At 58.0% G+C, this 10,691-nt stretch carries 10 protein-coding genes and 2 tRNA genes; 6 read left to right on the forward strand and 6 right to left on the reverse strand.

Translation table 11 applies throughout. The annotated features are described in order from the left end of the window. The first annotated feature begins 147 nt into the window (after window positions 1–147). Together NOM06_RS20390 and NOM06_RS20395 are read left to right on the forward strand one after the other, a co-directional pair. Window positions 148–233, forward strand: a tRNA-Leu gene (locus NOM06_RS20390). Between the two features lie 109 nt (window positions 234–342). Next, on the forward strand, window positions 343–615 hold the full coding sequence (locus NOM06_RS20395) for a late competence development ComFB family protein (RefSeq protein WP_005343036.1): 273 nt from the start codon (window positions 343–345) through the stop codon (window positions 613–615). Here NOM06_RS20395 and NOM06_RS20400 read toward each other — a convergent pair. Continuing rightward, entirely contained in the window at window positions 610–819 is a 210-nt protein-coding gene (locus NOM06_RS20400; RefSeq protein WP_005343034.1) for a hypothetical protein, read from the reverse strand. The two genes, NOM06_RS20395 and NOM06_RS20400, sit on opposite strands and share 6 nt — an antisense overlap. Before the next feature lie 301 nt (window positions 820–1,120). Between NOM06_RS20400 and nhaC the strand changes: the two genes are divergently transcribed. After that, window positions 1,121–2,530, forward strand: a complete 1,410-nt coding sequence (gene nhaC, locus NOM06_RS20405) for a Na+/H+ antiporter NhaC (protein ID WP_005357819.1) — start codon at window positions 1,121–1,123, stop codon at window positions 2,528–2,530. A 139-nt stretch (window positions 2,531–2,669) separates the two neighbouring features. Here the strand turns inward: nhaC and erpA are convergent, their stop codons facing one another. The 3 genes from erpA to clcA form a co-directional block, all read right to left on the reverse strand. Continuing rightward, window positions 2,670–3,020, reverse strand: a complete 351-nt coding sequence (erpA, locus tag NOM06_RS20410; RefSeq protein WP_005340225.1) for an iron-sulfur cluster insertion protein ErpA — start codon at window positions 3,018–3,020, stop codon at window positions 2,670–2,672. Window positions 3,021–3,107: 87 nt separating this feature from the next. Then, window positions 3,108–3,803, reverse strand: coding sequence for a DUF6776 family protein (locus NOM06_RS20415; RefSeq protein WP_005343032.1), 696 nt, complete (start codon window positions 3,801–3,803; stop codon window positions 3,108–3,110). A gap of 91 nt (window positions 3,804–3,894) precedes the next feature. Beyond that, entirely contained in the window at window positions 3,895–5,283 is a 1,389-nt protein-coding gene (gene clcA, locus NOM06_RS20420; RefSeq protein ID WP_255912980.1) for a H(+)/Cl(-) exchange transporter ClcA, read from the reverse strand. Between the two features lie 244 nt (window positions 5,284–5,527). On the opposite strand from clcA, the gene hemL reads away from it, so the two are divergent. Continuing rightward, window positions 5,528–6,814, forward strand: a complete 1,287-nt coding sequence (gene hemL / locus NOM06_RS20425) for a glutamate-1-semialdehyde 2,1-aminomutase (protein WP_255912981.1) — start codon at window positions 5,528–5,530, stop codon at window positions 6,812–6,814. A gap of 217 nt (window positions 6,815–7,031) precedes the next feature. Continuing rightward, complete coding sequence (locus NOM06_RS20430; RefSeq protein ID WP_255912982.1) at window positions 7,032–7,847, forward strand: hypothetical protein; 816 nt, start codon at window positions 7,032–7,034, stop codon at window positions 7,845–7,847. Here the strand turns inward: NOM06_RS20430 and NOM06_RS20435 are convergent. Together NOM06_RS20435 and NOM06_RS20440 are read right to left on the reverse strand one after the other, a co-directional pair. After that, window positions 7,762–8,664: a sulfite exporter TauE/SafE family protein gene (locus NOM06_RS20435; protein ID WP_069554500.1), complete on the reverse strand. Its 903-nt coding sequence runs from the start codon at window positions 8,662–8,664 to the stop codon at window positions 7,762–7,764. The two genes, NOM06_RS20430 and NOM06_RS20435, sit on opposite strands and share 86 nt — an antisense overlap. Window positions 8,665–8,960: 296 nt before the next feature. Beyond that, window positions 8,961–9,710, reverse strand: a complete 750-nt coding sequence (locus NOM06_RS20440; protein ID WP_042084194.1) for a DsbA family protein — start codon at window positions 9,708–9,710, stop codon at window positions 8,961–8,963. Window positions 9,711–9,907: 197 nt separating this feature from the next. On the opposite strand from NOM06_RS20440, the gene NOM06_RS20445 reads away from it, so the two are divergent. After that, window positions 9,908–9,995 (forward strand) — tRNA-Ser (locus tag NOM06_RS20445). Window positions 9,996–10,691: the final 696 nt, after the last annotated feature.

Consider the following 10,691-nt stretch of genomic DNA (forward strand, 5'->3'; position numbering starts at 1 on the left):
CGGAATTGGTAGACGCGCTAGCTTCAGGTGTTAGTGCCCCCCGGGTGTGAGGGTTCGAGTCCCTCTCTTCGCACCATGATTCTGACATGTAAACACAGAGCAATGCGCTCCAACCGCATTTAAAAACCAGCTGGAGAAAATCAGTGTGCGAAGGTGGCGGAATTGGTAGACGCGCTAGCTTCAGGTGTTAGTGTCCCACGGATGTGAGGGTTCGAGTCCCTCTCTTCGCACCATTCATTACGCAAAAGGCCCATCACGAAAGTGATGGGCCTTTTGTTTTTACTCCTTGTTATGGCTATGCTTTTGACGACTCCCCGCTCATCGTCATGCCAAGGAACGCATATGATACTGGATACCGACATTCACAACTTTTACGAACATCTGGTGCTCAAGGAGATTGAGAAACAGGGGCTGCAGCAAAAGCTCAACAGCGATCAGATGGCCGACCTCTGCTGCCTCACCCTCAACCAGCTTCCGGCCCACTATATTCGCCACAATGTCGACATGATCTACTTCCTGACCGACGCCAAGCGCACCGAAATGGAGAAGCTGGTGGTCGAATCGCTCAAGGTGGCACAGCAGAAGATCAAGCAGGCTCCCGTCAAAAGCTCATAACCAGGGCTGCTGCCAGAGCAGGGTAACGATACCGGTCAACCCGGCCACTGGCAGCAAGATCAATGCGGGGCGCAATCCGGGCTCCAGCATCACCCAGGCAGCCAGCAGAAAACCTACACTCCAGGTGCCGTACTCTTTATCCTGACCCCATGCGAGTACGGCCACCGCCACCAGCAACATCATACCCCGCAATATCCAGCGCATTGTTTTCTCCCCAATCAAGAATTGATAATAATTATCATCTTCATCTACTGGGGATGCAAGTGGCGTCACGGGCAAGCTTCGTATGTGACCCTTCGTGTCAACAGGCCGCTCAAAAACGGGTTATGAGATCAACTAATTTGTGATTTTTTCAATCAAATGTGCATTTTTGCCAATTTGATGGGGCTTTAACCCGCCGGGTTTGTGGTAGATTGCGGCCTCTTTTTGGGTTGCCTCCTCGGGATCGATGTATCCACAGGACGAGAGGGAGTGACCTTGGCGAGCAAGAGTTTAGGAAGTATCTATGCAAAACCAACAAAACCACATCCGACTACCGGGCATGGCACAGGTGTTTGCCTGTCTGGCCATTTTCCTGGCCCTGGCATTCTCGTTCACCAGCGTGCTCGATCTGCCGATCCAGCTGGCGTTGTTCATCGCCTGGTTTGTCATCATGGGGCTTGGCATCAAACTCGGCCACGATTACAAATCCCTGGAGCAGGCAGCCGTTGACGGCGTTGCCAAGGGAATGGGGGCCATCCTGATCCTGGTCTCCGTCGGTGCCCTGGTCGGCACCTGGATTGCCGGTGGCATAGTCCCCAGCATCATCTATTTCGGCCTCAAGGTGATCCATCCGTCCATCTTCCTGCTGGCAACATTGATCATCTGCTCCCTGACCTCGCTGGCCACCGGCACCTCCTGGGGCTCTGCTGCCACGGCCGGCATCGCCATGATGGGGATCGGCCACAGCCTCGGCGTGCCTGCGCCGCTGGTAGCCGGTGCCGTGCTCTCCGGCGTCTACTTCGGTGACAAGCTCTCTCCGCTCTCCGACTCAGTAGTGCTGGCTTCGACCATGTCCAACGTCGACGTGGTGGAGCATATCAAGGGGATGCTGCCGATCAGCCTGCTCTCCTATGTCATCACCGCCGTGCTGTTCACCGTGGTGGGCATGCAGTATTCGGGCAATGTCAGCCTAGAGCAGGTCAATCTGGTGATGGAGGCGCTCGACAACCAGTTCAACATTACCCCACTGGCCATAGTGCCGGTGGTGCTGGTACTGGGCCTGTTGGCCAATCGCAAGCCCGCCTTCCCGGTGATCAGCTTCGGCGCCCTGCTGGGCCTGATCTGGGCCATCGCCTTCCAGGGCATGGATCCGGTCAAGGCGATGCACTCGGCTTATAGTCCGTTTGCCATCACCTCCGGCATCGATTTTATCGACAACATTCTCGGTCGCGGCGGCATGGAGTCCATGCTGGGCTCGGTCGCGGTCATCATCTTCGGTCTCGGGTTTGGCGGCCTGCTGGAGAAGGTCGGTATTCTGGAAGTGATCGCCAGCGCCTTCGAGAAGCGCATCAATAGCGTCGGCAGCCTGACCAGCCACACCATCGGCACCGCGTTTCTGGCCAATGTGTTTGGCTCGGCCATGTATGTATCGCTGATCCTGACCCCCAAGATCATGGCCAAGAACTACGACCGACTGGGACTGGCGCGCAAGAACCTCTCTCGCAACGCCGAGTTTGGCGGCACCCTCACCTGCGGCATGGTGCCCTGGAGCGACAACGGCATCTTCATGGCCGGGGTGCTGGGGGTGGCAACCCTCGACTACCTGCCCTACATGTGGCTGAGCTTCACCTGCATCATTGTGACCATCACCCTCGCCTACATGGGCAAGGCAGTGAACCGGATCCCGCTGGTCGCGGCGGCAAGCTCCCGCTAAGCCATTCTGCAAACAACAAAGGCGCCATCGAGGCGCCTTTGTTGTTTCAGAGAAATGCTGTTTGATGGAGCTCACTGATCACCACAAACAAAAACAGCCCTCGTTGCCAAGAGCCGTTTCATCAGACCGATAATGCCGATCAGATGGAGAAACTGGAGCCACAGCCACAGGTCGTGGTGGCATTGGGGTTGGTCACGGTGAAGCGTGAACCTTCCAGACCCTCGGTGTAATCCACACTGCCACCTACCAGATATTGCAGGCTCATGGGATCGATCACCATGGTGACGCCATTCTTCTCGACTACGGTGTCCCCGTCGTTGATCTTCTCATCAAAGGTAAAGCCATACTGGAAACCGGAGCAGCCCCCACCCGTGATGTATACCCGCAGCTTCAGCTCGGGATTCTCTTCCTCGGTGATCAGGTTCTTCACCTTGTTGGCCGCCGCATCCGTCATCTGGATGGGCAGCGGGGCTTCTGCTACTGCACTCATTACTGACCTCACAACCATTAGATCCACAAACATGGAAACCGCGAAATTATCCAATACCCGACCATTCAGTTCAAGTATTCACCACGCTTAACCGGCAGCGGGAACCGGAGCAGGCGGTGCGGCGACCAGCGGCTTGATCACCTCGCCCCACTCAACCAGCAGCTCTTGCGCCGGTTGCCTGCCGTCCTTGTTGATGGTGACACGGATCCGATCCGGCACAAAGCCTTCCGGCAACTGCCAGTTCCCTTCCAGCAGCTGGAAATAACGCAGGGCATAGCGCCACTCGCTCACTTTCATCCCGAGATCGCGACCGGTCAGCGTCTTCGGCTTGTCAGCCAGGCTCCCCTCGACCCGGATCTGCACCTGACCACGGAACAGCTCCCGCTTCTTGGCAGGCTGGGTCAGTGCGAGACGATAGTGGTAACGACCGGGAATGCTGGTCTCCTGCAGGGTCAGGTTGTCGATCACCACCCCCACCTGTTCGCCGGTGGGGCGCATGATCCGTTCGAAAAAGGCCAGCTGGCGCTTGAGCTCCTGCACCTGCGCCTCCTGACTCTTCAGGGTGGTCTGCAACTGCTCGAAGGCCGCTTTCTGGGTCGCCAGCTGGGTATCTTTCACCCCCAATTCGGTCTTGAGCTGGCCGATGGCCTTGCCCTGACGATCCAGCGTCTCCTGCTGTACCACCAACAGACTGCTCTGGGCCAGCTCCTGACGGTTACCGACAAAGTAACCGATGAGCCCGCCAACGGCTAACACGACCAATAACTTCAATAGATTGGACATAGCCCCTCATCCCGTTATCACGCCATTTACGGCAGCGCCTCTCCCTTCACTATACCGCCCGGACCGGGGTCACTGGCGATAAAGGGAAAAATTAACTGGCCGTGGCGCTGCAATCACCCCGCTTTTGACGCGCGGCGAGCCGTAAAGTTCGCTCTAGGATCTGGGAATAGATGGGTCGGCCACCCAGCCACTGGGCAACCAGAGTCGCACCGACCGTGGTGATCATCATCGGCAGGATCAGCTGATAGTTGTCGGTCATCTCGGTGACCAGCACGATGCCCGTGATGGGAGCACGCACTGTGGCAGCAAACAGCGCCCCCATTCCGGCGATGGCAAAGGCGCCGGGCTCGATGCCAAGCTCCGGAAACGCCGCATGAAACAGATGGCCGAACACCACGCCAAACAGAGTGCCCAACGCCAGGGTCGGCGCAAACACCCCGCCCGGGGCACCGGAACAGAAGCAGATGAGGGTCGCGACCAGCCGCACCGAGAAGATGAGGAACAGGCTCGCCATCGCATACTCATCCCCCATCAGATGGGGAATAAGCTCGGTGCCGCCCCCCGTCACCGCGGGAGCAAACAGCGACAGCACGCCAAACGTTCCGGCGACCAGCATGCCGATGGCTACAAAACGGTGGCGCTTGTTCTGGTGCAGCGCCAGATAGCCATCCTGACAGGCCAGCACCAGCTTGTTGAAGACAAAACCCAGCACCCCGAAGGTGGCCCCCATAAAAAGGAACAGCCAGAGCGCCTTGAGGGCTGGCGCATCGTAGTGAGGCAAGGTGATCACCGCCCCCTGACCTTTCATGTTCTGCAGCATCAGGGTCGCCATGATGGCGGAGATCCCCACCGCCTTGATGGCCAGAAAGGAGTAGCGAAACTGCGGTCGCATCTCCTCCATCACGAACAGGATACCTGCCAACGGCGCATTGAAGGCTGCCGCCAGACCGCCCGCCGCACCGGCGGCCAACAGGGCATGGCCATGCTCCTTGGGCAGCCGGAAGATATCCGCCACCATCTTGCCGAGGTTGCCGCCGATCTGTACCGAAGGCCCTTCCCGCCCCAGCACCATACCGGAGCTCAGGGTACAGATGCCGCCGAAGAACTTGACCGGCAACACTCGCCACCACCGCACCGGGCGCAGATCGTCCATCGCCCCCTCGATCTCGGGAATGCCGGAACCACCCGCTTCCGGGGCAAAGGTATGAGTGAGGAAGTAACCGACAAATCCCAGCAAGGCGCTGAAGCCAAAGCCAAGCAGACCGAGCTGCCACCAGGGACGGTCGGCCAGCAAGGCGATACGTTGTTCTGCCAACCAGTGGACACCCGATTCGAACAGGCCGCACACCAGTCCGGCCAGGGTGCCGACCAGCGCCGCCAGCAGCAGCACCAGCAAGGGCATCTTGTCTTGCCGGATAATGCGGGAAAGCGGCCCCCGCGAAGAGGTATCGGCTTCAGAGGAGAGAGCTTGTTGCGCCATCTTGTTACACCAACTTGGAAAAACCATATCGTCAGCTAGCTGAGATCAGGATCACCCGGCGCGTTGCTCGGCTGCCCAGGGCTGGGGCTTTCTGCTATAGTCGGCCCGTTAAATTTTTGTCACGGGAGCAGACCGAGAGTCCGGGTGGCGAGAGCGCAAAGCATACTCCTGATGCTCCGGCCTGCCGAGTCTCAATCGGCTGCAATCCCTTGTGTGACGACCAAAATCCCATTAAGGATGATCCATGTCAAAATCAGATCAGCTGTTTGAACAGGCCCGCCAGACCATTCCGGGTGGCGTCAACTCACCGGTCCGCGCCTTCAATGGGGTCGGCGGCACGCCCCGCTTCATCGATCACGCCGATGGCGCCTATCTCTATGATGTGGATGGTCAGGCCTACGTGGATTACATCGGCTCCTGGGGCCCCATGCTGCTGGGTCACAACCACCCGGCCATCAAAGCCGCCGTCATCAAGGCCGTTGAGAAGGGGCTGAGCTACGGTGCGCCGACCGAGATCGAAGTGCTGATGGCCGAGAAAGTCCGCCAGATTGTCCCCTCCATGGAGCAGGTGCGGATGGTCAACTCCGGCACCGAAGCCACCATGAGTGCCATCCGTCTGGCCCGCGGCTACACCGGCCGCGACAAGATCGTCAAATTCGAGGGCTGCTACCACGGCCACGCCGACTCTCTGCTGGTCAAGGCCGGTTCCGGCGCCCTGACCCTGGGTCAACCCAACAGCCCGGGCGTTCCGGCCGATTTCGCCAAACACACCCTGACCTGTGTGTTCAACAATCTGGATTCGGTGCGTGAAGCCTTCACCCAGTACGGCAGCGAGATCGCCTGTATCATCGTCGAGCCGGTCGCAGGCAACATGAACTGCATCCCGCCGGTCCCCGGCTTCCTGGAAGGGCTGCGCGCCATCTGTGACGAGTTCGGTGCCCTGCTGATCCTGGACGAAGTGATGACCGGCTTCCGCGTCTCCCTGCGCGGTGCCCAGGGCCACTACAACATCGACCCGGATCTCACCACTCTTGGCAAGATCATCGGTGCCGGCATGCCGGTGGGCGCCTTCGGCGGCAAGAAGAAGGTGATGCAACACATCGCACCGACCGGCCCTGTCTATCAGGCGGGTACTCTCTCCGGCAACCCGGTGGCCATGGCGGCAGGTCTGACCATGCTGGATCTGCTGCTGGAGCCGGGTCTCTATGAGCAGCTGAGCGCCAAAACAGCTCGTGTTGCCGAGGGACTGAAGGCAGCCGCAGCCAAACACGGTATCCCGCTCGCCATCAACTATGTGGGCGGCATGTTCGGCTTCTTCTTCACCGAAGAGAACGAAATCACCCGCTACGAGCAGGTTACTCGCTGCGATATGGAACGCTTCAAGCGCTTCTACCATCTCATGCTGGAAGAGGGCGTCTATCTGGCGCCGAGCGCCTACGAGGCGGGCTTCCTGTCGCTGGCTCACGGCGACAAGGAGATTGAACACACCCTGGCCGCCGCCGAGCGCAGCTTCGCCAAGCTGGCTGGCTAAATCACCGCTGGTTGTCGCAAAGGGCCCGTCATGGGCCCTTTTCTATTGCAGTGCCTTCATCATCACACAGCTCTTCGATACGCCCATTTCTGGTGCATCCCCTCTTCGTCACTCACCAATTTGTCATCCTCTGGTGCAACTTGCCCCATCATCCCTGTCATAAAGCAGGCCCACTATTTGCACATTCACCACAAGAGCCCACGTCACCGAGGTCCATATGGCAGAGATGAGCCCCATCGATGTGCTGCGGCGCTATCAGGAGTATCAGGAGGAGCTGACCCCGCTACTGCAGGGGCTGCTCAGCGCCCCCCTTGTCTCGCTCAAGGGGTATCCCTTTGTGGTCAGCATTGACCACTATCAGGGGCCGATGTGCATCCAGCCTGCGGCACCGACGGCCCATAACCGGCTGCACCTTATCGTGCAGGGGCAAGGACGGGAGATCACCGTCTGTCTGAATCAGCTGATTGGCTGGTTGATGGGAGACAGGGAGCGCCGCCGCGCCATGCCCTGGTTCAAGGCGGTCTATGTGGTGCTCAGCATGGCGCTGTTTCTCATCGTCGCGACGCTCATCTGGCACGGGCTGGAGCAGCTTTACCAGCTATTGTGCGGCGAGCAGCAGAACCAGCTCGGCGCCTTTAGCGCCATCATCTTCCTGACGCTGGCACTGGCGGTGTTCGATCTGGGCAAGACCATTCTGGAAGAGGAGGTACTGCTGCATAAGGATATCTTCCGCCACAGCGCCATTCGCCGCACCATCACCCGCTTTATCGCCGCCATTCTGATCGCGGTCTCCATCGAGGGGCTGTTGCTGCTATTCAAAGGCTCGCTCGGCCAGAGCGAGCTACTCTGGCCTGCGGTCGGAGTGATGGGGTGTGCGGTGGGTTTGCTGCTGGCGCTTGGCCTCTATGTTTTTCTTGGGGCCAAGGCCGAAGCGGCACTGGTACAGGCTAGCCTGCGCTCTCCACCGCCAGTTGCACAGGGGAGCGACGCGCCGCCCGCCAGGAGGCGTACATGGTCCAGGAGGTATAGATGACGATAAAGGCAACCAGCCACTTCAGCATCTCCATATCCATGGATTTGACCAGCATGGCGGCCAGCACCACACCGATGGGGCCGAAGATGGCCACTGCCAGCACTGCCTTGGCATCGAACGCCCCTTTGCGGATAAAGGTGCCTGCGGAGAAAACGCTGAGCACGGCGGTGGAGCCCATCATGATGGGAAACGCCGCCAGCGGATTCATCCCCAGCAGATAAACCAACGTCATGCAGGGGGCAAACAGGCCGATACCGACATTCATCAGCACCCCGAAGATGAAATTGCCAAGCAGGGCAATCGCCAACTTGTAGCCGCTGAGCCCCATCGCATCGCCGCCTACAGGGAAAAGCCCCAGCAAACCGGCAAAGATAAGCCCTGCGACGACCAATAAGGAAATGGCCATCACCAACCGGATGGTCTGCCGATCAAACGAGGCCACATGGCGAGCGCCCCAAGCTGCGCCCGCTGCGGCGGCCATCATCATGCTGATCAGCGTCAACGGCTCCACCGCGACTGCGCCGACGAAGATCAGCGACTGAGTCACGGTCGGCAGCACGCACTGCCCATTGAGGGTACCCGGCAGCACCCGGTCATCGATCAGCTTGAACTGCTTGTAGCAGGCGGTCTTTACCGCAAAGCTGCCCACCCCCAGGGTATCGAGAAAGTTGGCAACCCCACCGATCAACGCCACCGGCCAGAAGGGGGTCGCCTCAAAGGATCCACTCTGCTTCTTCCGCCAGCAAGCTTGCACCAGCATAAAGATGAATACGAGGCCTCCGGCTATAAAAACCAGCCGTAAAATATCAACTAACATAGGGGTTTCTCCTGCAACGGGCGGCGATTCTAAGGCAAGCAGCAGAAAAAATCTTGACCGGAATTAAGCAATGCTCACGACACACCTCTGCGAGGCGAAATATTTATCATTAGACTCCGAACGGCTCTGCTAATACTTGTTACTGAGGCCAACAGGCCGGGTCCTGAGCACGTTGTTATGGTCCTTTCGCGACGACCACCTGTGCCAAAGGACATAATAAAAAAGAGGGCCGGTAGTGATACCGACCCTCTTTCTGTATCTGGCCGAGGCGCTGGGCCCTCGACCATGACAACAGCTTATTGAATGCTCTTGCCGGCACGCACGTCCTTGATAAACCCCTTCAGGCTGGCCAGATCACGGGGAGCACCGCGCAGGATCTGATCACCGATGATGAAGGCCGGGGTACCGGAGATACCGAGCGCTTCAGCCAGCGCACGGTTGGTACCGAGGTTCTGGTCAATGCTGCCATCCTTGATCTTGGCCTCCACCTTGCTCCAGTCCACACCGGCCGCCACAGCCAACTGCTTGACCTGTGCTTCATCAGCGAGCGGGCCCTGATGGGTATAGAGCTTCTCGTGGAACGCCTGGTACTTGTCAGGCTGACCCAGCTGGACCGCCAGCGCAGCGCGGGCGGCGAAGTAGGAGGACTCGCTCAGAATGGGGAACTGCTTGTAGATGTAACGGATATCTTTATCTTCCGCCATCAGCTGCTTGACCAGCGGATGGGCCCGTTTGCAGTAACCGCAGTTGTAATCGAAAAACTCTACAATGGTCAGCGACGCCTTCGGATTCCCCATCTCGGGATCCTGATTGGCATAAAGCTGCTTGGAGTGAGCCTTGATCAGCGCCTTGTCACTCTCGGCCTGCTGGCTCTCCTGCTTGGCACGCAGGGCATTGGACATCTCGACCAGGATCTCGGGATTCTTGACCAGATAGTCGCGAACGATTTGCTCGACATCGCTTTTGGTCAGCTCGCTTGCATGTACCGGCGTCGCCAGCAGGGTCACACCAGCCAGCGCGCAAAAGAGGGCATTTTTAATAGTCATAACGTTATCTTGCAGAGGATATGATAGAGGCCACTATAGTGGTTGAGTCTGTTTTCAAGTCAAGTTATCTGGCCAAAAAAGCGCTTGATGCGCCCTGACTGCCACTTTTTCATGTCATTTCGCGCAATTAACCAGCAATCAAACCGGACGGGGATTTACAAGCCGGATCAGCATGGTAATATTCGCCGCACTGCTGCGGAGGGGTGGCAGAGCGGCTGAATGCACCGGTCTTGAAAACCGGCGATGGGCGACCATCCGTGGGTTCAAATCCCACCTCCTCCGCCATTTATACCGAGCCCATGCAACCATGTTGCGTGGGCTTTTTGTTTGCCTGCAATTTGCCACTCCTCATAGATCTCAACACATTAGTCTTCTTCAACTCCTTTCTTGATCTTCTCACCTGCGGGCTCAACAGCTGCCACAAGATCACCTATCAACATCTAACCTCTGCGTTCCTGCGGGTATCCCTTCCCATTTCCTTATTACCCCAAACAACAAGGACCCAAAGCAGCAACCACTGCTCCTGCGTGTTAGCACAGCCAACACACTCTCTGGCATAACGTCAGTGGGCGACTAACAAAATCATGGACAAGCAGAGGGCTCAAAAAGAAAGACTTCAGCTAACACAGGACGCAGATGCCCAGGAAAGATCGCAAGCAAGAGATCCTAGCGTACAGGCGAGCATAGGATTCGTGGGTCATGACTACGCCAGAGCCGCCATACAGAGCGACAGCGGTTCAGTGAAGAAAGAGTGCCAAGCGGAACATCAGGCTATTTGTAGAACCAGAAAGCAGCGGCGAGTAAGGATAAAAACAGAGGAAAGGAGATAGAGCCGGTCAAAAATTAGGCTACCTTCTGAGTTTCAGGTAATAAAAAACCCCGCTCGATGAGCGGGGTTTCTTGTATTGGGTGCCTGGCAGTGTCCTACTCTCGCATGGCGAATGCCACACTACCATCGGCGCTACCGCGTTTCACTTCTGA

Origin of the sequence: Aeromonas sp. JL9 (assembly GCF_024436075.1) — a bacterium.
GTDB classification, from domain to species: Bacteria; Pseudomonadota; Gammaproteobacteria; order Enterobacterales; family Aeromonadaceae; genus Aeromonas; species Aeromonas veronii.

What these genes read in the sequence shown, in the direction of transcription:
- clcA (WP_255912980.1), bottom strand. Translation starts at nt 5,283, where the DNA reads ATGGCGCAACAAGCTCTCTCCTCTGAAGCCGATACCTCTTCGCGGGGG.
- NOM06_RS20440 (WP_042084194.1), bottom strand. Translation starts at nt 9,710, where the DNA reads ATGACTATTAAAAATGCCCTCTTTTGCGCGCTGGCTGGTGTGACCCTG.
- hemL (WP_255912981.1), top strand. Translation starts at nt 5,528, where the DNA reads ATGTCAAAATCAGATCAGCTGTTTGAACAGGCCCGCCAGACCATTCCG.
- NOM06_RS20415 (WP_005343032.1), bottom strand. Translation starts at nt 3,803, where the DNA reads ATGTCCAATCTATTGAAGTTATTGGTCGTGTTAGCCGTTGGCGGGCTC.
- NOM06_RS20395 (WP_005343036.1), top strand. Translation starts at nt 343, where the DNA reads ATGATACTGGATACCGACATTCACAACTTTTACGAACATCTGGTGCTC.
- NOM06_RS20435 (WP_069554500.1), bottom strand. Translation starts at nt 8,664, where the DNA reads ATGTTAGTTGATATTTTACGGCTGGTTTTTATAGCCGGAGGCCTCGTA.
- NOM06_RS20430 (WP_255912982.1), top strand. Translation starts at nt 7,032, where the DNA reads ATGGCAGAGATGAGCCCCATCGATGTGCTGCGGCGCTATCAGGAGTAT.
- erpA (WP_005340225.1), bottom strand. Translation starts at nt 3,020, where the DNA reads ATGAGTGCAGTAGCAGAAGCCCCGCTGCCCATCCAGATGACGGATGCG.
- NOM06_RS20400 (WP_005343034.1), bottom strand. Translation starts at nt 819, where the DNA reads ATGCGCTGGATATTGCGGGGTATGATGTTGCTGGTGGCGGTGGCCGTA.
- nhaC (WP_005357819.1), top strand. Translation starts at nt 1,121, where the DNA reads ATGCAAAACCAACAAAACCACATCCGACTACCGGGCATGGCACAGGTG.